This is a genomic window from Balneolaceae bacterium (assembly GCA_034521495.1).
Classification (GTDB): domain Bacteria; phylum Bacteroidota; class Rhodothermia; order Balneolales; family Balneolaceae; genus Rhodohalobacter.
On the sequence record JAXHMK010000010.1, the window covers coordinates 373,452 to 396,983 of the forward strand.

Sequence of the window (23,532 nt, forward strand, 5' to 3'; positions counted from 1 at the left end):
TTAAATCTGTTTTTAATAACTCCCTTCGCCCTTCAAGCCCCAGTACTTAATCAGGATAAATCCTACAATCATTCCGCCTAAATGGGCAAAATGGGCAATGCCGCTATCGGGTCTCATTAAACCAGAAAAAAGTTCAATCGCCCCAAATATCGCAACAAAATATTTGGCCTTTATGGGAACCGGTGGTATAAGTAGCATGATGTAACGATCGGGAAACATCATACCGAATGCTAACAATATTCCATAAACAGCTCCGGAAGCACCCACTGTTGGAGCACCTGAACCGCCGATCCACATGTGGAGGAGTGCAGCTCCAATTCCGGTTAAAAAATAGTAGATGGTAAATCGTTTTGTACCCCAGAAGTTCTCAATGCCCTGGCCAAAAATCCAAAGAGCGAACAGATTGAACAGAACATGGCTAAAGCTGCCATGCAGAAACATGTACGTAACCAACTGCCATGGGGCAAATAAGCCTGATCCGATAGGCCACAAAGCACCAAATCGCATCAGGAAGTTTTGCAGCATCGGGTTTACTAATGCTACAAAAACCAAAAGGTTAATAATCAGCAGATGTTTAACTGCCGGTGGAAAAATTGAGAATTGAGTATTGGGAGAATAATTATCCTGGTAATTCAAAGAATTTTCTGTTATTAAATGTTTTAATGATTCTTAAATATACATTGATCCCGCTTAAAGTAACGCCCGGAATTCCCTGCCCCGGAAAAACAGTATCACCACAAAGGAATAAACCATCAAATGGTGTTTGAGCAGGTGTCCAGTCCGTTAAAGACCTTAACATACTTTGGGGAATTCCACCTACTCTTCCTTTCTTTCGGTGCACCCATTTCTGCCACGTTACGGGTGATGCAGAAAATACCAATTTTACGTCTGCTTTTGAAAAACCAGGGAGTTTCTCTTTCAAAATATCTACAACCCTATCCTGAACATGTTTCTTTCTTGCATCATAATCTCCGTTCAGATTAAACCAATAAGAGGGTGTTGTGTGGGCTGATACGTTTAAAACCCGTTCACCGGATGGTGCCCGTTCCAAATCTTCCCTTTCTGATAGTGAAACGAATATAGAACCAGACTCCAATCCCCGAATAGGCTCTTCTTTATCCACATGTATTTGATGGTGAAGAGACATCTCTTCAGGGTATGGATCATCAGTCACGACTCCAAGTGTAAAAGCACCCCAGGCATTTTGGTATTTAGCCGATTCATCCCGAAAATACTCAGCCATTTTTCCGGTTGTAATTTCTGGCATATTCCAGACAGGCAGATTCGAAATAACCGATTTAGCACGATAAAGCTTACTTTTTGAAGTTCTTACTATAAAATCAGTACCCGATTTTTCAATACTCTGTACTTTTTCCATGGTATGAATTTCACTGCCTTTTTCTTCTATATACTCCTGCAAAGCCTCCACCATTTTAATCAATCCACCCGGTACATAAAAATTGGTATAGTTCGTATAGGTGATGGCGGGTGCTCCAAAAAGGAACGGAGTATCGGAAGATGTTGACTGAGCTGAAATCATTAACTGCTCATCTAAAAAGCGATAAAATTGAGGATTTGATATTCCCACATTCAATGCTGTCTCTTTTACAGATTTTATTGCATAGGGCAGCACCCACAAATCACGAATGTCATTTTTTAATAGCTGTATGCCTTCAGCAAAATTTAATGGAGGAAAGAAATTATTTTTACCCGAAACTTTCCAAATGATATCTGAAATTTTAAAAGCTAACTTCCAAAACTCTTCCTGTTCTGTCTCTTCGCCAAAATGCTCTTTTGATTCCGTAATCCACTTTTCCCGATCATACCAACGCGTAATCTTTTTATCATCCTGATATACAGTCATGGATGGATCGATCGGTTTTTTGGGTAATCTCAAACCCAATCTGTTTTCTAAAATTTTGAGAGGCTGATTATCGTCAAACCCAATTAAGGTTGTGGCACCCGATTCAAAAATATAGCCCTTTCTTTTATAGGAGGAACTGCATCCCCCGGGAACATGTGCTGCTTCAAGCACAAGTACGGAATATCCGTCATTGGCTAACAGACTGGCTGCTGTCAATCCTCCCATACCGGCTCCGACTACGATAACATCAAACTGATCTTGAGTTCTATTCATATTCCGCTTAACAAAACGGATGGGTTGTTGGGTTCCGGTAATTACATATTAGATAAGGAATAATAAACTATGCTTCCTGATAGATATCTGCATTAGCAAGTGTAGGATTCTCTACTTTTTGATCCGACTCAATTTTACCGTCCCTAAGCCTGATGATTCTTCGGGCGTGATCGGCAATTTCATTCTCATGAGTTACAACAATAATGGTATTTCCGGCACGGTAAAGCTCTTCAAAAAGCAACATAATCTCATGACCTGTCTTTGTATCGAGATTTCCAGTTGGTTCATCAGCCAGTAAAATTGATGGATCGTTTACAAGTGCCCGTGCAATGGCAACACGCTGTCTTTGGCCGCCGGAAAGTTCATTGGGTTTGTGATCCAGACGATCACCAAGGCCCACTTTAGTCAGCGTACTTGTAGCTTTTTCTTTTCTGGATGAACTTTTCATTCCTGAGTATATGAGAGGCAGTTCTACATTACTCAGGCAATCCGTACGGGGCAAAAGATTAAATGTTTGAAATACGAATCCTATTTCCCGGTTTCTAATTTGAGCAAGTTCCGCATCATTGAGTTCACTTACTCGCTGTCCGTTTAATACATATTCGCCTTCAGTGGGTGTATCGAGGCATCCAATAAGGTTCATTAGGGTAGATTTACCTGATCCGGATGGCCCCATAATGGCAATGTATTCATTCTCTTCAATGTTAAAAGTAACACCATCCAGGGCTCTCACAAGTGTTTGTCCCATGTGATAGTGTTTACTCAACTCTTCAATTACTATTACTTTTTTTGCCATTTCCAATCCGGGATTAATTCGTTAATTATTATCTACGTTAATTTTATCTCCATCAGCAAGTTCACGAGAAAGGACTCTGTAACTGCCTGTTACGATCTCCTGTCCACCCTTTAAGCCACTCATGACCTGTATATAGGCATTGTCACTGATTCCGGTTTCAACTTCTACCCTTTCTGCTGTACCATTGTTATTCACAAATACAACCTTTCTGAAGTCTTCACGGCTACCCATAGGGTTTGGAGAGCTATTGACTGAAGTTGTTGAATCGGACCGGGCAGTTGTATCAGAGGCAAAATCGCGGACTGTCACTGATTGGATCGGTACAGAAATTACATCGTAAACGGTGTTCGTTTTTATATCAACCGTAGCAGACATTCCCGGTTTAAAATTGGGTATAAAATCTTCTGCTGGATTTTCGCTCACATTCATTGCTACAAAATCAGCCGGTGACTGGTCGAGGTTGTGAGGTGTTGTAATTCTTATTTTCACCTTATAATTAGTAATCTGTTCTGCCGATCCTTGTCCGGAAACTTCGGCAGAGTTCGCAATTTCGGTAACCACACCTTCAAATGATCGGTTCGGGTAAGCATCCACTTCCAAACTTGCCGTATCAGCTAAACTTACATTTACAATATCATTCTCATTCACATCTACTTCTATCTCCATCTGTTCCAGGCGGGCAACTCGCATCATCTCGGTACCAGACATTTGAGCCTGTCCCAAAACTCGTTCTCCCTGTTCAACAGTAAGTTGTGTAATTGTTCCAGCCTGGGGTGCGCGTACCACTGTTTGCTCAAGTTCTTCTTCTGCCTGTCTTAACTGCGCACGAGCACTTTCAATTTGATACTCAGCAGCTTTAAAGTTTGCTTTCTGAGCTTCATAATTATTCAGGGACTGTTTGTACTCTAAGTCTGATACTAAATCCTGTTCGTAAAGTCGTTGATTCTTTTCAAATTCAACTTCGGCTTGAAGCATATTTGCCCTGGCCTGTTCCATTCGGGATTGTTGGGTAAGCAGTGCGGCGTTCAGATTATCAATCTGTGCCTGGTAGATATCTGGTTTGATACGTACCAACAGATCCCCTTCTCTTACAAAATCACCCTCATTAACTGCTAACTCTATTATCTCTCCCGATACATCCGGGCGTATAATCACCTCTGTTTCGGGTTGAATCCGGCCCGATGCAGATACGATTTGAGTGATTGTTCTTCGTTCAACGGTCTCCGTCTCAACTGTTTTCTCCGCCGGCCCGCGATCTAACCAACCGGCCGTTTTTGCTACTACTCCCAGCACGACTATCACAAGAAGAAGAATGCCGAGAATTTTTAACAAACTCTTTGTTGATGAACTCTTTTTTGCCATGATATTTACTCGTTTAATTACAACAATTGTTGGCTTTAAAATTCTACATCTTCACCGGTAAATTGCCCCAGATAGTAGTTAAGCAATTTCTCCTGAAAAATTAGATTATATCTTGCTTGTGTGTAATTCGATTGTGCTTCCACGAAGTTTGCTTGTGCCTGACTGAGCTCAATCAGAGTACTTGCTCCAACATTATATCTCTCTTGTTGAGTCTCAAATGCTTTTTCGCTTGCAGTTAAAGATTTTTCTGCTGCATTAAACTCCTGAACGTACGATGAATAATCATTATAGGCTTGAGTAACTTCCTGGATTACCTGAAGTTTTGTGTTATCCAGCGATAATTCTGCATTCTTCAATTGCACCTGGGCTGACTGAATATTATTCATCCGATTCCAGTTATTGAAAATCGGAATACTTACCGACAGGCCAAGCGAACGGTTTACTTGTTGATCAAAAAACTGATCTTCAAAAGGCACCTCCTCTCCTGCTAATGAATACTGATCACTATATCGTGATGAAAAACCGGCACTTGCCGAAATAGTAGGATATAAATTCCCTCTGGCTATTTTCAGTTGGTAACGAAGATTGTTTATATCAGCAACTTCACTCTTTATATCAGAGCGCTTCATCAGTGCCTGATCTACTAACTCATTTAAATCGAAACTGCTTAGCATCTCCGGGTTTTCATTTTCAGAAATATCTGGGACAACAAATTCATAATCCCCCTGCGGTTCAATCTGTAGCTGACGAACCAGAAATAACTTACTCATATTCAGTGAGTTCCGGCGCTGTGTAACGCTAAGTTCATCATTAGCAACCTGTGCTTGCTGGTTATAAAGATCCACAGTTGGAAGCGAGCCTACTTCTACTTTAGCTTCTATCTGTTCCAATTGCCGTTGAGAGGTTACCAGATTTTCTTCTGCTATTTCTAAGAGTTGCATATCCAACAATATCTGCAAATATCTGGAGGCGGTATTAAAAATTACATTTTCTCTTGCTCTTTTGAGGCTTTCCTCGCTCGAAATTTTCGACTGTTGACTTGCTCTCAATGATCGAATATTATTAAATCCGTCAAAAATTGTGATATCTGCTCCAACCCTTCCACTAATAGATTGAGAAGTAACATTTACAAAAGGATCAAGACCTTCACTAAATCGATCAAAAATAAATTGCTGTCCTGCAGTTCTTGAGCTACTTAAATTCCCCGAAACAGATGGAAGAAAGTCCGCATATTCACTTTTTATGCTACTCTCTGCTAAACCCAGGTTATTTTCGGCCTGCTTGAGCTGGTAATTATTTTCGAGTGCTATATCAATAGCTTCTTGAAGGGTAATCTGTTTAGCTTGAGAAAAAGTAACCAACGGTATAATCAGAAAACACGTAAGTAGAAAGAATATTCTTTTCATAGATTATCTATAGATTTTTATTGCTTGTAACATCTCTTTAGACGTAACCAAGTTAAGTTCGTTTGGTTTTGATTTTAGACGAATAAGATTAAACAGAGTTTCACTAAATAGTTGGTGAAACACCAAATAAATACGTTTTTTTACATTTTAGATGAGAAGGAAAAAACGACTACTCTCTTTCACGGTTTGAAATCTTTTCGTCAATAAAATCCGATAGATATGTTGCGGCTTTTCTCGCAGCTACTCTCTTAACTTCCGTAAACAGCAGATCAAACAATTTTTCTTTCTGGCTATCATCAACTGACGTACTTTCTGTTGCAGATTTTCCTTTGCCCATTAACCCGATGGCCACACCTACCAATATAGATGTTCCAACAGATTTGAAAGGATTCTTTTTGATTAGCTCAATTGGTTGCAGGGGGCCAAAAACTTTTTTCTGTGCACTGGAAATACGCTTTTCAAAGTCTCCTTCCAGCAACTCTAAATCATCCTCAAGTTTCTTTTTTCTTTTTCTAATATCAGCCATCGATATGTTTTTATTTTTGCTCAACGGTTTCCCCTTCAATTTTTTCAGGTTCTTCCTCGTTGCTAATATCATCAATTACTTTACTGATAAGCTGTGATTGAACTTTTTCTGTAATTCTTTTTGAGCGCGCATTCATTAATACATATCCAATTAGAAAAAGTGGCAAAGCCGATATTGCAAATCCTGCACTTAAATTTCCAATCATTTCTCCAACCCAAAAACCTATGGCAAACCAAAAGAAGAACAGTGCAAAACTTAGAATAAACAATCCAAGAACTTGTTGAAATGATTCGGCAAGAATTCGTGAAACTTGCTCAGCAATTGTTAATGATAACAATTCCATGCGCTTTTCAACGTACTGACGCACCTCATCCTTAATTCGCCGTTTAGTTTTTTTAAAATTTTGTTCTTCTTCTGCCATCTGGCTGTCTATTTCAAAAGTTTGGCCAAAATAAATCCTACAGCAGCTCCAGCCAAAACACTTGTAATGGGATGTTTTCTGATTATAAGTTCTGCTTCAGTTTTTAACTCTTCAATCTTTTCTTCTAATTCAGCATCATTAAGAAGTGAATTACCTTCTTTGATAACACTTTCAAGCTCTTCATTCAGATCGTTGATAATATTTTCATCCATAACAGCCTTCAATTAAGGTTCGGTTAATAAATCACATCTATTACATTACTGAATATAGAGGGAAATGAAGTGAAAAGGCAAAAGACAGAAGAGAAACGGGAGACAGACAACGTTTCCCGTCTCACTTTTCACGTCTGCATTTTTTTACTATTCATACCGTAAACTTTCTATCGGGTCTAATTGAGCCGCTTTATAAGCTGGATAAACTCCAAATACAATACCCACAATAGTCATTCCAATAACACCTCCGGCAGCAGCACTCCAGGGAATAACAACACTCGCCTCAAGCCAAACAGCGGCTGCATTTCCTAAACCGACTCCAATTAGAATACCAATGGCCCCTCCTATCTGGCAAATGGCAATCGACTCCATCAAAAATTGAGAGATAATCGCTTTTTTGGTAGCACCAACTGCTTTTCTTACACCGATCTCACGGGTTCTTTCCGTAACGGAAACAAGCATAATATTCATCACACCGATACCGGCACCCAGTAACACAATTCCACCGATTACAAATCCTACCATGTATAATATTCCTGTAAACTGATCGAATACACCGCCAAGTGACTCGTTAGTTGAAATCTCAAAATCATTTTCTGCTCCCGGTTCAACTTTTCTGATGGCTCTTAATATGCCGGTCAGATCATCGATAACTTCCTCAACTTTACCTATGGAACCGGCTCGTACCTGTATTCCTATATTCTGATTTCTGCCATATAAACCCGCCATTAATGTATATGGAATCACAACAAACCGATCGAGTGTATTACCAAAAACATTTCCTTTTGCTTCTGTTACCCCAACAACGGTATAAGGGCGTCCTTCAACCCGAATTGTTTTTCCAATCGGTTCTACTTGTTCAAAAAGAGCTGTTACAACATCGGCCCCGATAATTGCCACGGGCCGCAGATAATCAATATCTGCTTGTGTAAAGTTTCGGCCACTCTCAATATCGTATGCATTATTGGCCAGGTATTCCTCGTTCCCGCCGCGAATGTTAATATTGGGTTCTGTTTGTTCCTCTTCGTAAGAAACTCGTGTTGTAGTGTAGGAACGGTTGGGACCTACACCTGAGGCAGATTCAGCCATTTCCCGGAGCGTTTCCATCTGTTCGATAGTAATATCCTGCCGGTTTCTGTATTCATCCCAATCAGTCGGTCCCATTCTGATGGATGGATATTTTGAAATGGAAATTACGTCTCCCCCCATCAGGCTAAGAGTATCTTTAAAATATGTATCCAATACCAAAACAGCTGTATTTGCACTAATGATTGCAAATACTCCCACAGAGATAGCCAATAATGTGAGAGACGAGCGAAGTTTATTGGCTCGTATAGAATCAAATGCCTGCTTTAAAACTTCAATAATGTTCATGTGAAACTGTTTGATATTTTTTGTTCAAAACGAGGATGGTGCAAGTGTCTCGCTTGAGCCATCTAAACCTGAATTTACATTGACAACAAATTAACTTACCAAAAGAACAACCGCGTGCCGGACAAGCTGTCCGGCGTACTACTCATACCTCAGGGATTCTATTGGATCTGATTTAGCAGCTTTTCTTGAGGGTATATACCCAAATAAAATACCTACAAACGCACAGATCAAAATTGCATTCAGAACAGTTGTCCAGTTCAGATATGCAATAAAAAATTGGTTAATCAATTCAGTTACACCGATTGACAATAATACTCCAATAACTCCGCCAACAAAACAGATCACTATTGCTTCCATTAAGAATTGTAACAGAATTTCCCACGATTTTGCCCCGACAGCTTTCCGTATTCCGATCTCTTTTGTGCGTTCTTTTACAGAAACAAACATAATATTCATCACACCGATACCGCCAACAAAAAGAGCCAGGCCTGTAAGGAAAATTCCAATACCATAAATAGCAATCTTCATACTTTGAAATTCCTGCTCAAACAGAGCTGCCTTGTTAATTGCAAAATCATTGTCTTCAAGAGGATCTAACCGGCGGATTTGTCGCATAGCTCCAATCACTTCATACTCACCCTCTTCCATCATTTCTTCGCTGGAAAATTGAACCGCTAACTGAATTCCATTGCGGAGACTGTAAAGTGTACCAAAAGCTGTAATTGGTATGATCATTTGGTTGTCAACATCCTCAAGTCCCAGGAAACTACCCCGGCTTTCAAGAACTCCAATAACAGTAAACCGTTGTCCGTTAATTCTCACATTTTTTCCCAGAGGATCTTCGTTGTTAAGAAATAGAACATCAACAACACTACTGCCGAGAACAACTACCCGAGAAGCACGGTCTACTTCGGCCTCACTAAATGCACGTCCATCAGCGATATCCAAACCTGCTGTCTGAAAATGACTCTGAGTTACCCCACTTAACTCTACATTTTCGGCGATTTTGTCATCATATCTTATAGAGGTGTTCCTGTTGCTTGAGGCTGAAACATTTGATGCCGAGGTCGCCAATTGCCGTAAATCTTCAACGTAAGATAACCGCATCTCCCGGCGGTTTCTATACTCCCACCACTTATATTCACCCCCAAATCCCCAGGGCCATTTATCTACATATACAACATTTCTTCCCAGTATATCCATGCTCTCTTCAAAAGATCGGTCAATACCATCGGAGATGGTATTCATAGCGGTCACAGATACAATACCGATCACAATACAGGTTGTGGTAAGAATTGCCCGGGTTTTGTTTGTCCAAATAGCAGATATCGCTATTTTAGATCCCTCAATGAAACTGATTAGAATTCGGTTCATAATTGATTCTCAAACTATAGATCTTTAGAAGTAAATGAGTTCTTTAGTTTTCAACAAAGATAATCTACGATTTAGAACTCAATTCGTTTCAGTATATTAAACAAATTTTACAAAATAGGATCGACAAATGGATATTGATGTTCTGGCTTTTGGTGCCCACCCCGATGATACTGAATTAAGCTGTTCAGGTACACTTGCTGCACTCATAAAAAACGGCCGGAAAGTAGCCGTAGTTGACTTAACCAGGGGTGAAATGGGGTCGCGCGGAACGCCTGAACTCAGAAAGAAAGAAGCTCAAAAAGCCGCTGAAATACTTGGCCTCCATGCCCGCGAAAATATTGGTCTCCCTGATACCGAACTTGCCAACAACAGGAAACATCAAAAGGCCATTATCCAAAAAATCCGGCAGTTTCGTCCTCATATCTGCCTGATTCCGACTCCAAAAGACCGTCATCCCGATCACGAAAATGCCACAGCTCTTTTAACTGATGCCATATTTTATAGCGGGCTTGCAAAAATTGAAACAACAGGGGCGGATGGAAAAATGCAGAAGCATTTCAGACCCTCCCATGTTTTGCACTTTATGCAACATGATCATATTGATCCCGATTTCGTTTATGATATCACCGATACCATTGAGATAAAAGAAAAGGCAATTATGGCATTCTCTTCCCAATTCAATGTAGAAGATCCTGGTGATGAACCGGAAACTTATATTTCCGATCCCGCTTTTTTTGATGCCCTCCGAGCAAAAGCAGCCTATTTTGGCCAGATGGCGGGATACAAATTCGGAGAAGGGTTTCTGTATGCCCGGAAACCCTTTCCTCTCCAAAACTTTAACTTTTTGTTTGATACATCGCCGAAACGATAGCTTTTGTAAAACAGATCTAAGTCATTCGGCTGGCGATTGGGTTTTTCGCCTGCCGAATCCCACGACTTCTACCCTACGAATTCCAACCCTACAAATTCGCCCTTCGCCTGCCGATTGGGTTTCTCGGTTCATCCATGTCTACAGCTCCACAAATTCGGCAGCCAAGGTGGACTTTGCAGCCGAAGATTTTCGCCAATTTAGCTACACTTCCGCCGCCAGTGTCTCTTCAATCACCTGTTTTTGAATTTCGTGCGGAACCTGTCCATAGCTGTGAAATTTGCGAGAGTAGGATGCACTGCCCTGTGTCATCGATTTGAGACGGGTTGTGTATTGACTCAACTCCTGTAATGGAACAATCGCCTTAATTTTTTGGATCGATCCTTCCGCATCCATCCCCTGAATCTGGCCTCTTCTTGAACTCAGGTCACTCATTACATCTCCCATATAATCGGCGGGCAGTGTAACTTCTATTTCATAAAGCGGTTCCAGTAACTGAGGGGAAGCTTTCAAAAAACCATCTTTAAATGCCATAAGTGCAGCTGTTTTAAAGGCTGCTTCGTTTGAGTCAACCGAATGCATGGAACCATCATATACAGAAACCCGGATATCCCTGGCCCGACAGCCGCTCATAGGCCCATTCGCCATTTTTTCCATAATACCTTTCAGAATAGCAGGCATAAACCGGTTATCAATCACACCGCCAACAATACAATTCTGGAATACAAGCTTTCCGCCCCATTCAAGATCTATCTCCTGAACGTCTCGAACTTTAATATCTGTTCTTTCAGGCATCCCTTCATACCAGGGTTCTATCGACAAATAAACCTCGGCAAACTGACCTGCCCCGCCACTTTGTTTCTTGTGTTTGTAATAGGCATCCACTTTTTTTGTAATCGTTTCCCGATAAGGAATTTTAGGTTTCTCAAACTCAACATCCAGGTTGTATTGATCTTTGAGCTGATGCAGAATAACATTCAGATGCTCTTCACCCAGCCCGTGTAAAATTGTCTGTTGTAATTCCTGACTGTGTTCAACTACAAGCGAAGGATCCTCTTTTTGGATCTGATTAAGAGCATTTCCAAGCTTATCTTCATCTCCCTCAATTTTCAATTTTATAGCATTTCGAATAGTCGTATCAGGGTACTGAATATGAGCAAATTCAATACCACTATCTTTAGGGGCTATAGTGTCACTTGTATTTAGATCTTTCAGTTTTACAGCTACAGTTAAGTCTCCTGCATGTACTTCAGGAACTTCTGTTCTATTATGTCCCTGGTTGATAAACAATGCCCCAATCCGAACACTATTGCCAGTTCGCTGATTTATCAGGTCCATTCCCTGCGAAAGAGTTCCGCCGGTAACTTTCAAATAGGCTAAGTCACCCACATGCATTTCAGAAGATGACCTGAATACAAATCCACTCGGTTCTGAATCAAGTGAAATAGCAAAAGAATCCCCATTCTTCAGTTTCATTTCTGATTCCAGCGGAGATGGAGCAACATTTCCAAGAAAACCCAAAATACGACCGGTTCCCATATTTCTGGATGCACAAGCACAAAAAAGCGGGAAAATATCCCTGTTTTGGAGGCTCATCTGAAGTCCGTCCCGCATCTGGTATTCGTCTAATTCACCATTTTCAAAATATAGATCCAGTAATGTTTCATCATTTTCTGCGACAGCCTCAACCAATTCATTGTGAAGCAATTCTGCCTGGGCTTTTTGTGATTCCGGTATAGGCAACTTATCAGGCCGGCCTCCATCCTCGGGAAATTCGTACATAGTCATTTTCAACACATCAATAATGGCGTGAAAATCCTCTCCTTCGCTATAAGGATATTGAACAACTACCACACCACGGCCAAAATGTTCTTTGGCCATATCTACTGCTTTTTGAAAGTTGGATTTATCGCTGTCCAGTTTATTTACAACCAAAATAGAGGGCAAAGATCTTTTCTCAGCAGTTCTCCAGAATGCATCGGTTCCCACTTCCACGCCTGCATCCGAATTTAAAACAAAGATGGCAGAATCTGCCACATGAAGTGATTCAGATACTTGACCCCAAAAATCATTCGATCCAGGAGTGTCCATTACATTTATTTTTGTTCCCCTCCAATCCAGATGAAGCAGTGAACCATAAATTGACTTCTCTTTATCCTTCTCTATATCATGATAATCTGAAAGTGTATTTTTCTCCTGGATGCTGCCCCTTTTTCTGGATGTTCCAGATTCATAAATCATCGTTTCAGCGAGTGTTGTTTTTCCTGATCCCGAGTGCCCCAAAAGAGCAACATTTCTTATATTTTTTGGCTCGTATACTTTCATTATAACTCCAATTTTTCTTTTAATAACTGCTTGATAGCTCTTTGTCTTAACACCATCTTTAATGGATGAAAAAGAGTTCTCTTTTCAATATCTGTTCTTATAAAATTATACTTTATTTCAAACAGTGAATCAAAACGGTTTCTATAATTTAGCAGGCTTGATGATCAAATCAACATGAAAAAAATTCTACTTCTTCAAACAGGCGGCACCATTGCCATGCATTTCGACCAAAACGGGAACGAACTGGACCCTGATAAGTGGACTGATGTACTATATGGAGAGATGCCCGAACTCTCAAAAATTGCCGAAATCGATATTAAAAACATTTTTTTTGAAGACAGTTCCGATATCAACCGGTACCATTGGCAAACATTGTGCGAGGTGATTCATAAAAACTTTGATGATTACGACGGATTTGTGATTCTGCACGGAACCGATACGATGGCTTACACCGCATCTGCCCTCTCATTTGCACTACAGAATATTACAAAACCTGTAATCTTAACCGGAAGCCAGGTGCCTATGAGTAATATTCGAAGTGATGCACGCAGAAATCTTATTAATTCTATTGAACTCGCCACCTTAGGGATTCATGAAGTAGCCATCTGTTTCAACGATCACCTCTATCGTGGAAACCGGAGTACAAAGATGAGCATTGGTGATTTTGATGCATTTGCTTCTCCCAACTATCCACCGCTGGCCGAAATTGGAATTCGAATTGAGTTATCCGAAGGTTTGCTTGAAAATCATCCAAAACAGCGTCAATTTTTTCCCGCTTTTGATGATTCCGTCCAGGTACTAAAAATTTATCCAAACTTAAACCCTGCATATTTAAATGCACTCGATCTGAACTCCACAAAAGCCATTATCCTGGAAGCTTTTGGCAGTGGAAATATTCCGGGCAAAGGAGACTACAATTTGATCCCCTTTGTTGATAATTGTATCAAACAAAACTGCTATGTACTCATCAATTCGCAGGCTCCCTATGATTCTGTAGATTTAACACATTATGCCAGCGGAAAAGCACTTAAAAAAATAGGTGCAATGAGTTCGGGAGAGATGACGATGGAAGCCACACTAACGAAAACCATGAATCTGCTGGCGCGTAATCTTTCTGATTCCGAATTTATTGATACATTCCAACAATCAATCGCCGGTGAAAGGTTAAGAGTGACCTTGAAGCGTTCCCGATGCTTCGGGTTCCTTCAAGCGTCACGATCATTCTTAGTAAAGAACGCTTCAAGGACCTTCGGACGCTTGAAGGTTCAAAATTTTAAAACAATTTAGAACACATGTTTTTTGTATTTGATGTTGAAACGGTACCAGATTTTCCATTTATCAGATCCATCGTAAACGAACCAGATCTCGCAGAAGACGATCTTTTGATTCTTGCCAGTGAGGAGCTGGCGCGAAACGCTTCTGGTTTTTTACCGCCCATGTATCACAGAATGATATCCTGGGTGGGCCTTTGGGTTGAAAATGGCGGCAAGCCTGTACAAAAAATCGGCTGGCATGGAGATGATGAGAAAGAGGGACTAAACAAACTGTTTGATGCACTTCATACCTATAAAGATTTCGGTTTGATACATCATAATGGCCGCGGCTTCGATCTGCCATTAATCACTTACCGGGCAATGAAACATAATCTCCAGATGCCGGTCCGCCTGAATCACTACGATATTCGATATCGATTCAGCAAAGTAAATATTGATTTGATGGACGAATTCAGTAATTACGGTGCCAGTTCCTATCCCAAGCTCAAGCATCTCGGGCAACTGATAGGTGTGCCGTTCAAACAAACTGCCGAGGGAAATGAAGTTCTGAAGATGTACCGGGAAAACAAGCTCGAAGAGATTGAACACTACTGTTACGAAGATGTAATGGCTACCTATGTAGTTTGGCTTCAAATGAAATTTACAACCGGGGATATTTCCAAGGATGTATTTGATAATTTGAATGAAAGGGCTATCGGAAAATTAAAAGAGATACAGGGTAGGGATGAATAACCATTTAAAAAATTTTGCAATACGATTTTGTCCGGTTGTTTAATACGTACCGCTTGTAATCTCTTTCGGACGATTAGAGTGGATAACACGGTATTGAGAGTCTACTGAAAAACAACTGTCTGATGGATTCCTTAAAGTCCTCATTTACAATTTCATCATTTTGAATTATTTGAAAAACATCACTCAATACTCTGATAATAATTATTATGCAATATTTTGGATAATTATTGCGATAGCTTTTCTGTTGCGATTATCGATCAGTTTCTTCTCCGGCCTTCCCTGGTACTCCGTTGATTCCTACACCTATCTTGAGATGGCAAATGCTATTATAAATGGTGAACCAATTTTCCCGTTTTCCAAATGGTTTCCCGCTCCTTCTTGCAGGTTTAAAAACTTTGTTACCGGATCTTTGGATTCCAACTTCAGCAATATTAACAAATATATTTGCATCCACAGCTGTAGTTGGTTTGTGTATGGGTATTTCAAAAAGAATCACAAAAAATTCATTAGCAGTAATTTTTGTGGGATTGATAGTGGCTTTTTACCCAAATCAGCTTAATTATGTCAGGCAAATTTTAACGGAGCCGGTCACAACTTTCTTTCTTGTATTACACGCCTATCTTTTATTTAACAATAAATACTTTTCTTCAGCCATTTTTTTAGTAATTGCGGCACTGTTTCGGTCAACCCTCTTACCTTTGATACCGATCATGCTGATAATTCTATTTATAACTGAACGTACCTGGAATCCAAAAAGTCCTGCCTTTAAATTTTTTGGAGGAACAGCTTCAATAGGTCTGATTTATCTTCTTTTAGTTCTGTTCGATGTAGTGAAACCATCCAATAATCTTGGTGCAAATCTTCTAATTTCAATCAGTTCATACGGTGGGAATGTTGATTATACTCTGTCAGGGTTCACTTCCGAAGAGATGAAAGAACCCATTAAAACGTATCTGTCATTTGCAATCGATCATCCAGTTGAGTATCTCAAACAACGCTTATTGTCCTTGAATGAACTTTGGGGCTGGCCTTCAATGGGAGAACCCCCGAGAGGTATCGCAAGAAAACTATTGATCGCAATACGAATTCCATTCTTAATCGGTTCGGTTACTGCTTTATATCTGAATTTCAAAAAAACAGAGATATGGATGCTCTTCTCTCCAATTTTGGTTATCACTGTGATTCATGTTTTGTTTTTCTCAACAACCAGGTTTACACATGTGGTTGAACCATTTGCAGTAGTTTTGACTATGATATCTCTAAATAGCATCTACAATCGTTGGTTTAAAAAGTATTAAAGATCTAACCGCTTAAAAATCGGTTCCGGAATCAACCTGATTACAAGCATGATGAGTCGCCAAACGGGGTAGACATAGATTACATTTTTCTGTTTAATCACTCCCTTATAAATTGCTTTTCCTACTTGTTCAGGACTTGCGGTTAATATGTTTGGCAGATCTCTGCCAAAAGTCATTTTGGTCTTTACAAAGCCCGGTTTTATTGTAAGAACGTGTATATTTTTTTTGAAAAGTCGTTGCCTTAAACCTGATAAGTATGCTGTGAACCCCGCTTTGGCAGATCCATAAATATAATTTTCCTGCCTTCCCCTCTCTCCTGCTACCGAACTAATCCCAGCAATAAATCCTTCACCACGTTCAGTAAAATCATCTGCAACAATTTCTAAAATACTCACTGCACCATTGTAGTTCACATCCAGGCTCTTTTTAGCTTCTTCGAAATCATTCTGTGCCGTTTCCTGATCTCCCAGGTAGCCGAATGCCAGAACCACACCATTGGGTTTGTAAGTCAGTTTTTGGTAAAACGTTTTATGATTATCAAATGCGGCTGCATCAAACTCAAACGTTTTTACACGTACATTGTGCTTAATTTTAATATCTGATGCCATCTTATTCAGGTTCGATAAATTCCTGGAGGCAAGCATTAAGTTCCAATTGTTCGAAGCAAATTGATGAGCCGTTCCCACCGCGATATCACTATTTGCACCCAAAATTAATAGCCAACGATCGTTCATAAATTCAATCGGTTTGATTGGAGTGAGTTAAAAATTTTATTCATGCCATATTGATCCCTTATTGAACGGAATTCCTTAGCTTTTGAATACCCGGTATTAAAGATTTCCACACTCATTCTGGCATCTTTTGCAAGGTAAATGCGTCCACCTAAACCAGAAATTATTTTATCGAGGTCGTCCAGGATCTGGAATATTTTATCATCCACTTTAAAATCGAGCGCCAGCGTATATCCTTCCATTGGAAACGACAACAGGTTTTTATTTTCTTTTCCGAATAACTTTAAAACCCCGAGTGAAGAATACATATTTTTTTTCTGCAAATAATTGAGAACTTCTTTAATACCATCAAAACTGGTCTTCTTGGGAAGAACAAACTGGTACTGCAGGGGACCCTCTTCACCATATAGCCGGTTCCAGTTCTTCAAAATATCCAACGGATAAAAAAATGAATCTACAGTCGTCTCACTTCGGTTCTCACTCTTTAAATTTTTTTGATAATAAAGCTGATTAAACAGTTTTATACTCCATTTATTTAGTAGAAAACCAGGCAACTTGAGGGGCATATTCAATTTCCCGGGGGCTTTATACTCAAACTTATGATCCTCCTTAAAATGACCTACATTTAAGAGTCCTCTCCCCAATGAGCTGCCGGTCGCCGTACAATCAATCCAGGCAACGGAGTATGGTTCATTATAATATTCTTCAAACGCCTGAAAAATCTCCTTCAAACAGGCGGTCTTTATTGTTTGTTGGACAATTGTATTTGACTGAACGGATTGCAGGCTGATTGTGGCTTTCAGGATGATGCCTGTCAGCCCCATTCCACCACAAGTGGCATAAAACAGATCTTTGTTTTTAGTCCTGGAACAAGCTTTAATGGATCCATTCGGCATCATCAATGAAAATTCCGATACGTATTCACTGAAAGCACCGTACTGGTGATGATTTTTCCCATGAACATCACTGGCAATGGCACCACCAATCGTAATATATTTAGTACCGGGAGTCACTTTCAAAAACCAACCCCGGGGAAGGAATGTTTCCAGAATTTCAGATAGCAAAACACCGGCTTCGCAAGTCAGTAATCCATTTTCAGGATCAAAATGAAGCATTCTTTTTGCCGGCCTCATTTTCAGTATTGTGTCAGAGAGCGCACTATCTCCATAACTTCGACCAAATCCATATGGAATAACCGGATTGCGCCCGTCAATGTTTTCAAAAAGAGAGTCGTCTGAATTGTAGCGGACAACTTCAGAATCTATAACCGGATAACGTCCCCAACCAGATGTTTTCATAGCAGAAAATAAAAAATAAGAAAACTTATCAACCAACTGATTATTGTAAGTTGTAAAAAGAGATCTTTTATTACCAGGTAGGTTGGATTTCCACTTCGATTTTCTACAAAAGTGATCTGCATATACCGTAAAATTCCAATGACTACAAATGCGGAAGTCATGTAAATATTTTCAGAATCCAGTCTGGCTATGACATCTTCGGAAAGTGTATACATAATATATGCCACAGTTGTAACCCCCGCCATAAAAACCATACCGGCGTTAATCATTTCCAGGTTATAACCATCTGCATTTGTACGGGTTCTGATCCCCTTATCTCCAAGTAAAACATCATCTCTTCGTTTAGCAAGTGCCAGGAATAATGCCAGGAGAAATGTTACCAAAACAATCCAATGGGTTGGTGTTACATCAATAAGTTCGGCTCCTGCGTAAATCCTTAAAACAAACCCGATAGCTATCAGGCTGATATCCAAAATGGATATATGTTTCAGCTTCAATGAGTATGCGAAATTCATAAGCACATACAAAGCCAAAACTGTAAGAAAACCCGTATTGAGAAGCGCCCCCCCACCCAGTGATACAATTAACAGTAGAATTGTAAAGATAATTGCGGAGCGATGAGTTATTTGACCTGATGCAATCGGGCGATCTTTCTTCACCGGGTGCAGTTGATCTTCTTCACGATCTAATACATCATTCAGAGAATAGAGCGCACTGGAAGCAAGAGAGAAGAGAATAAATCCTCCAAAAACAGAAGCAATTTTCTCCAGCGAGTATTCAAAACTAAAAAAGAGAGGAGCGAACAAAAACAGATTCTTAATCCACTGCTGTGGACGCATAAGTTTTAAAAAATGAATCATGTTCGTTGCTTTAACTTATCGTCTGATTTCAAGCACAAGCTCCAAATTATTTATCTTTTACCAGTCAGAAGCCCCACAACAACCACAAAAAGAACTGAACCAATAATCGACCAGATAATTGGAAAGTCTCGCCCGCCAACTTCAACACTAAAAATTTCGGGCCAGCCCATTTGTACGCTTAGCCAGGATCCTAACAATGCACCAATAAACCCAACAACAATGGATACGATGCATCCACCCCGGGAGTAACCGGCAATTGCCTGTCCAATAGATCCACAAATTCCGGCAATACAAAGTAACAGTAACAGTTCAATAAGTCCCATATTAAATTATCTCCTCTTTTAATTAGTATTTGTAAGAAAACTGATTGAGTCCGAAGAAAACGTTAAGATCAAGGCGCGCGAAGTCCCAAAAAGCGCAGTGTACTACGTGTACATGAGCATTTTTGGGACAAGTGGAACGCAGAGATTGACGTTTTCTTAGAGACACTAATTAAAATTAACAGATTATTCGCCCATCACAATTCCTTCTCGTCGAGGGTCAGCCCCGCCAAAGTAACCTGTTTCGGTTTTTTGAATGGCCTGGATACCACTCGTCATGGGGCGAATGATAATTTCATGTCCCAACGCTTCCAATTTATTGATAAAATCTTCAGGATATCTGTCTTCCTCTAATACGGAAGGACCATTATAGTTTCCAAAATTGGGCAGATCAATCGCATCTTGTGCATTGAGATTCCAATCGTACATTCCAATAATTGCTTTTGCTGTATAATGGATAATCGACGTTCCGCCCGGGGACCCAACAGCAGCAATAAACTCCCCCGTCTCCTTGTCAAAGACTAACGACGGAGACATACTCGAGCGAGGTCTTTTGCCGGGTTCTACGCGATTTGCAATGGGATTTCCATCCTCATCAACCGGACTGAGAGAAAAATCTGTGAGCTCATTATTCAGCATAAATCCGCCGGGCAGGCCGGTTCCGCCATCACTCATAATTCGGCTTCCAAAGCCGCTCTCAATGGTTGTAGTCATGGAAACGGCATTTCCTTCCCGATCTACAATACTTATGTGACTCGTTCCAAACTCAGGCTGTGTTTTTTGGACACCGTACACGCTTTGCATGTCTCCCGGTGTTCCTGGCTTGGCTTTTTCCATACTTGAATTACTCTGAATAAGATCTGCGCGTTGAGCAAGATAGGTAGAATCCAGCATTGACTGCCAGCTTTCTCCGGGGGGTTCTACAAAACGTTCATCGGCTACATATTGATTGCGATCAGCAAAGGCTAATTTAGCCGCCTCAAGATATTGGTGCATCCATTGGGTTGATGGAATAGAATCTTGCAAGCTTACTTCAGGTTCTTCGAGATTCTCCATTACCCCAAGAATTTGCATGATGGCTAAGTGGCCTGATGCCGGTGGTGGAAATCCACAAATTGTATACGCTTTCCAATCGTTACACATCTCTTCAGTTTCAAGATCCAGATTTGGATATCCGGCGAGATCTTCCGGAGTCATAGAACCCGGACGTTCATGAGCTTGAATTCTTTCTGAGATATCCTGCGCAACTTCACCCTCATAAAATGCCGAAATCCCATCTTTGGAAACTTCTCTCAAAATCTCTGCTAATGCAGGATTCTTAAGCAAATAACCAACGGGATGTGGGTTTCCCTGCCCATCGTAATAAAATGATCGTGCCAGCTCGTTGTTTCTCAAGCTTTCATCTTCTTCCAGAATTCCATGAAGTCGCGGTGTGATGTTAAACCCCTCTTCGGCGAGTGTAATCGCGGGCTCCAAAACCTGCGGCCACGGCAAGCTTCCAAATCGTTTATGAATCGCATCCATAAGTGCTAACGTTCCGGGTACACCTACTGACTTCCCACTTCTCACGGCATCCGCAAATGGCAGCGGCTCTCCGTTTTCATCCAGGAATAGCTCCTCTGAAGCACCTGATGGGGCAATTTCTCGTCCATTTAAAGCATGAATTTCTTCTCCATCCCACAACAAAAAGAAAGCGCCGCCTCCAATTCCGCTCGATTGAGGCTCAACCAAAGCTAAGACCATCTGAACCGCAACTGCGGCATCCACAGCATTCCCACCGGCTTGTATAATCTGATAACCGGCATCTGTTGAAAGTGGATTGGCAGACGCAACCGCAAACTCCGAAGTAGCCCAACCCGGCTTGGGTTGATAACCGGTTGAAATTTCAGGCGGTTCCGGAATCTGGTACGAAAGGTCTGTTTGTTTTCCCTGGTTATCACAGCTCAAAAAGAGAAATGGAAATACTAAAAAGAGAAGTATATATACTTTTTTTAATATACTTAAAGTACTATATATCATATGATTAAGAGATTTATATCAACTATCTATTAAGCCAAAGCTTGCTGTATTTTTTTAGAAATGAAATATGACAACTCCCTCGTCCATTTACAAAAAGGTTTTTACTAACCCTCGCCTGCCGATTGTCCGCCTACGCACAAGGCTTCGGAGGACAGGGCTTTTTCGGCTGGCGTATTTAACGCTACAGTCATGTAAGTTCAAAGCAATTAGGTTGCCAAATTCAAACGATCCAGTCCTATACATTCGGCAGCCGAGGTGGACTCGACAGCCGATAGTTCTTCTAAACAATCCTATTTGGATCACTATAATCCGGAATCTCTCCCCTGTATCTGAAAATCCGTTGAATCCATTTCACAAGTGTCTCCGATTGGTTTTTGATGTACCACTGGTCAGCTGCACGGCGGGCGCCTAATCCATAACTTGGGTAGGGATGAATCGTATCAGCGAAATCACGAAGCGAAACTCCATTTTTCATAGCAAGAGCATACTGCGAAATCATCTCTCCGGCATGCGCTCCCACAATGGATGCCCCCAGGATTTTTCCGCTCCATTTTTTAGCAAATACCTTGATCAGCCCTGTTGTATTCCCATCGGTAATCGCTCTGTCTATCTTGTTGAATGGAAATCTGTACACTTCAAATGTCTCTCCCTTCTCTTTCAGTTCCTTTTCAGATGAACCGATCTGACCCAATTCCGGATCTGTGTATGTTACCCACGGCACATGTTTTCTGTCGATCTTCATCGGTATTTTAATCAATGCATTGGATGTTGCCACTTTGGCCATATGCTCACTCATGTGCGTGAACTGATATTCGCCCGTTACATCTCCGATTGCATAGATATGACGCTGATTTGTTCTGCATTTTTCGTTGACAGAGATGCCTTTTTTAGTAGTTTGAACTCCGGCATTTTCAAGATCTAATGATTCCATATTTGCACGCCTGCCGGTAGCTAACAAAATAGCGTCTCCTTCGATCTTTAATGATTCTTCGTTCAACGAGTAGGTTACGGAAACACCCGATTTCGTTTTCTTTAATTCATCAACAGAAACCCCCAAATAATAGCTAACCCCCTCTTTCTTTAGCTTATTTTTGAGGATTTCGGTCAACTCAGGATCATCATTCATCAAAATTCCGTGAGCCATATCCAACACATGAACATCCGTTCCAAGCCGCTGAAAACTTTGTGCCATCTCCGTTCCTATTGGCCCCGCACCGACGATGATTAGCTTATTGGGCAGATTATCGATTTCAAAGAGAGATTCATTCGTCAAATAGTCGATTTCTTCAACTCCGTTGATAGGCGGAACAAACGCTTTTGCACCGGTACAGATAAAAAAGTATTTAGAGGTAATGGTCTTCTCACTCCCATCCTTTTGGACGATTTTTAGCGTATGATCATCCACAAAAGAAGCCTCTCCAAACTCCACGTTAATGCCCATCTCTTCAAAAATATCAGGCTTATCGGCATCTTCATAAACCTCCCGCCTGATATCATCTACATGTTTCATCACCTGTTTGGTATCAACGGAATTCAAATCGAATTTCAGCCCAAACTTTTCAGATTCTTTTGCAGAGTGCACTATAGAGGCTGTTTTAATCAAAGTTTTACTGGGCACACATCCGGTCCATGTACAATCGCCACCGAGCCTCTCCTTTTCAATCATAATGGTTTTTGCCCCAAAGTTAGCAGATATTCCGGCGGCGGTGAGTCCTGCTGCACCTCCACCAATTACTGCAGAGTCATACATATATTTCATTCTAAATTCTCTTCTTTAACTTGCGATTTTACTTTTTTGAATGTGGACCATGCACCGTAAATCAACAAACCTATAACAATTAGATAGACCCATGAAGGTACATTTTCTCCTGCGATCATCAGGTACAAATAAGCTGATACAAAGCAGAAAGAAGCCGACATTACCGGCAGTACGATAGATGTTCCGCGCTTGTAATTTCTTACAATCCAGGCTACAGATATTGTGAAAAAAGGAATTGCACCGATATATATTCCTCCGAAAATAAATGGATTCACACCATAGTTCTCACTCAGGCTGAAAAACCAGTCGCTAAATGCTTGATACCATTCCATAGATTATTTTTTTGTTTTAAAGCTATACAAGTGAAAAAATAAAACCATCACACAACGTTCACATTTTAGGCTGAATAATGAATCAACTTTTGATAAATGAAACTATAT

The 23,532-nt window shown here is 40.6% G+C and carries 22 protein-coding genes; 4 read left to right on the top strand and 18 right to left on the bottom strand.

Annotation, left to right across the window (positions count from 1 at the left end):
* Positions 1–12: 12 nt before the first annotated feature.
* From U5K72_10520 to U5K72_10565, 10 genes are all read right to left on the bottom strand, one after another.
* A complete protein-coding gene (locus tag U5K72_10520) occupies positions 13–636 on the bottom strand; it encodes a rhomboid family intramembrane serine protease (GenBank protein MDZ7719237.1) in 624 nt (207 codons plus the stop codon).
* Positions 620–2,137: an NAD(P)/FAD-dependent oxidoreductase gene (locus U5K72_10525; GenBank protein ID MDZ7719238.1), complete on the bottom strand. Its 1,518-nt coding sequence runs from the start codon at positions 2,135–2,137 to the stop codon at positions 620–622. The genes U5K72_10520 and U5K72_10525 overlap by 17 nt, the downstream gene beginning before the upstream one ends.
* A 67-nt stretch (positions 2,138–2,204) precedes the next feature.
* Positions 2,205–2,933 (bottom strand): ABC transporter ATP-binding protein, encoded by a 729-nt coding sequence (locus U5K72_10530; protein ID MDZ7719239.1) that lies wholly within the window; start codon positions 2,931–2,933, stop codon positions 2,205–2,207.
* 21 nt (positions 2,934–2,954) lie between these two features.
* Positions 2,955–4,295, bottom strand: coding sequence for an efflux RND transporter periplasmic adaptor subunit (locus U5K72_10535; protein ID MDZ7719240.1), 1,341 nt, complete (start codon positions 4,293–4,295; stop codon positions 2,955–2,957).
* A gap of 35 nt (positions 4,296–4,330) precedes the next feature.
* Positions 4,331–5,701: a TolC family protein gene (locus U5K72_10540; GenBank protein MDZ7719241.1), complete on the bottom strand. Its 1,371-nt coding sequence runs from the start codon at positions 5,699–5,701 to the stop codon at positions 4,331–4,333.
* Positions 5,702–5,870: 169 nt separating this feature from the next.
* Entirely contained in the window at positions 5,871–6,227 is a 357-nt protein-coding gene (locus U5K72_10545; protein ID MDZ7719242.1) for a hypothetical protein, read from the bottom strand.
* 10 nt (positions 6,228–6,237) lie between these two features.
* A complete protein-coding gene (locus U5K72_10550) occupies positions 6,238–6,648 on the bottom strand; it encodes a phage holin family protein (protein MDZ7719243.1) in 411 nt (136 codons plus the stop codon).
* Positions 6,649–6,656: 8 nt separating this feature from the next.
* Positions 6,657–6,860 (bottom strand): hypothetical protein, encoded by a 204-nt coding sequence (locus U5K72_10555; GenBank protein ID MDZ7719244.1) that lies wholly within the window; start codon positions 6,858–6,860, stop codon positions 6,657–6,659.
* A 147-nt stretch (positions 6,861–7,007) separates the two neighbouring features.
* Complete coding sequence (locus U5K72_10560; protein ID MDZ7719245.1) at positions 7,008–8,234, bottom strand: ABC transporter permease; 1,227 nt, start codon at positions 8,232–8,234, stop codon at positions 7,008–7,010.
* Between the two features lie 138 nt (positions 8,235–8,372).
* Complete coding sequence (locus U5K72_10565) at positions 8,373–9,608, bottom strand: ABC transporter permease (GenBank protein ID MDZ7719246.1); 1,236 nt, start codon at positions 9,606–9,608, stop codon at positions 8,373–8,375.
* Positions 9,609–9,735: 127 nt separating this feature from the next.
* On the opposite strand from U5K72_10565, the gene bshB1 reads away from it, so the two are divergent.
* Positions 9,736–10,479: a bacillithiol biosynthesis deacetylase BshB1 gene (gene bshB1, locus U5K72_10570; GenBank protein MDZ7719247.1), complete on the top strand. Its 744-nt coding sequence runs from the start codon at positions 9,736–9,738 to the stop codon at positions 10,477–10,479.
* A 201-nt stretch (positions 10,480–10,680) separates the two neighbouring features.
* Here bshB1 and U5K72_10575 read toward each other — a convergent pair whose 3' ends face one another.
* Positions 10,681–12,801, bottom strand: a complete 2,121-nt coding sequence (locus tag U5K72_10575) for an elongation factor G (GenBank protein MDZ7719248.1) — start codon at positions 12,799–12,801, stop codon at positions 10,681–10,683.
* Between the two features lie 174 nt (positions 12,802–12,975).
* On the opposite strand from U5K72_10575, the gene U5K72_10580 reads away from it, so the two are divergent.
* The 3 genes from U5K72_10580 (at position 12,976) to U5K72_10590 (ending at position 16,105) form a co-directional block, all read left to right on the top strand.
* Entirely contained in the window at positions 12,976–14,088 is a 1,113-nt protein-coding gene (locus U5K72_10580; GenBank protein ID MDZ7719249.1) for an asparaginase, read from the top strand.
* 5 nt (positions 14,089–14,093) lie between these two features.
* Positions 14,094–14,807: a ribonuclease H-like domain-containing protein gene (locus U5K72_10585; GenBank protein ID MDZ7719250.1), complete on the top strand. Its 714-nt coding sequence runs from the start codon at positions 14,094–14,096 to the stop codon at positions 14,805–14,807.
* Between the two features lie 332 nt (positions 14,808–15,139).
* Positions 15,140–16,105: a hypothetical protein gene (locus tag U5K72_10590; GenBank protein ID MDZ7719251.1), complete on the top strand. Its 966-nt coding sequence runs from the start codon at positions 15,140–15,142 to the stop codon at positions 16,103–16,105.
* Here the strand turns inward: U5K72_10590 and U5K72_10595 are convergent.
* The 7 genes from U5K72_10595 to U5K72_10625 all read right to left on the bottom strand — a co-directional run bounded on the left by U5K72_10595 (position 16,102) and on the right by U5K72_10625 (position 23,424).
* The gene (locus U5K72_10595; GenBank protein ID MDZ7719252.1) at positions 16,102–16,839 is read right to left on the bottom strand and encodes an SDR family oxidoreductase; all 738 of its coding nucleotides are present in this window, start codon (positions 16,837–16,839) and stop codon (positions 16,102–16,104) included. The two genes, U5K72_10590 and U5K72_10595, sit on opposite strands and share 4 nt — an antisense overlap.
* Positions 16,836–18,134 (bottom strand): FAD-binding oxidoreductase, encoded by a 1,299-nt coding sequence (locus U5K72_10600; GenBank protein MDZ7719253.1) that lies wholly within the window; start codon positions 18,132–18,134, stop codon positions 16,836–16,838. The genes U5K72_10595 and U5K72_10600 overlap by 4 nt, the downstream gene beginning before the upstream one ends.
* A complete protein-coding gene (locus U5K72_10605; protein ID MDZ7719254.1) occupies positions 18,131–18,994 on the bottom strand; it encodes a UbiA prenyltransferase family protein in 864 nt (287 codons plus the stop codon). The genes U5K72_10600 and U5K72_10605 overlap by 4 nt, the downstream gene beginning before the upstream one ends.
* 50 nt (positions 18,995–19,044) lie before the next feature.
* Positions 19,045–19,317 carry a GlsB/YeaQ/YmgE family stress response membrane protein gene (locus U5K72_10610; GenBank protein MDZ7719255.1) on the bottom strand — a complete coding sequence of 91 codons (273 nt, stop codon included), beginning with the start codon at positions 19,315–19,317 and terminating at the stop codon, positions 19,045–19,047.
* A gap of 183 nt (positions 19,318–19,500) precedes the next feature.
* Complete coding sequence (gene ggt, locus U5K72_10615; protein ID MDZ7719256.1) at positions 19,501–21,333, bottom strand: gamma-glutamyltransferase; 1,833 nt, start codon at positions 21,331–21,333, stop codon at positions 19,501–19,503.
* 280 nt (positions 21,334–21,613) lie between these two features.
* Positions 21,614–23,092 (bottom strand): FAD-dependent oxidoreductase, encoded by a 1,479-nt coding sequence (locus U5K72_10620; GenBank protein ID MDZ7719257.1) that lies wholly within the window; start codon positions 23,090–23,092, stop codon positions 21,614–21,616.
* On the bottom strand, positions 23,089–23,424 hold the full coding sequence (locus U5K72_10625; GenBank protein ID MDZ7719258.1) for a hypothetical protein: 336 nt from the start codon (positions 23,422–23,424) through the stop codon (positions 23,089–23,091). Before U5K72_10625 ends, U5K72_10620 begins: the two co-directional genes overlap by 4 nt.
* Positions 23,425–23,532 lie beyond the last annotated feature (108 nt).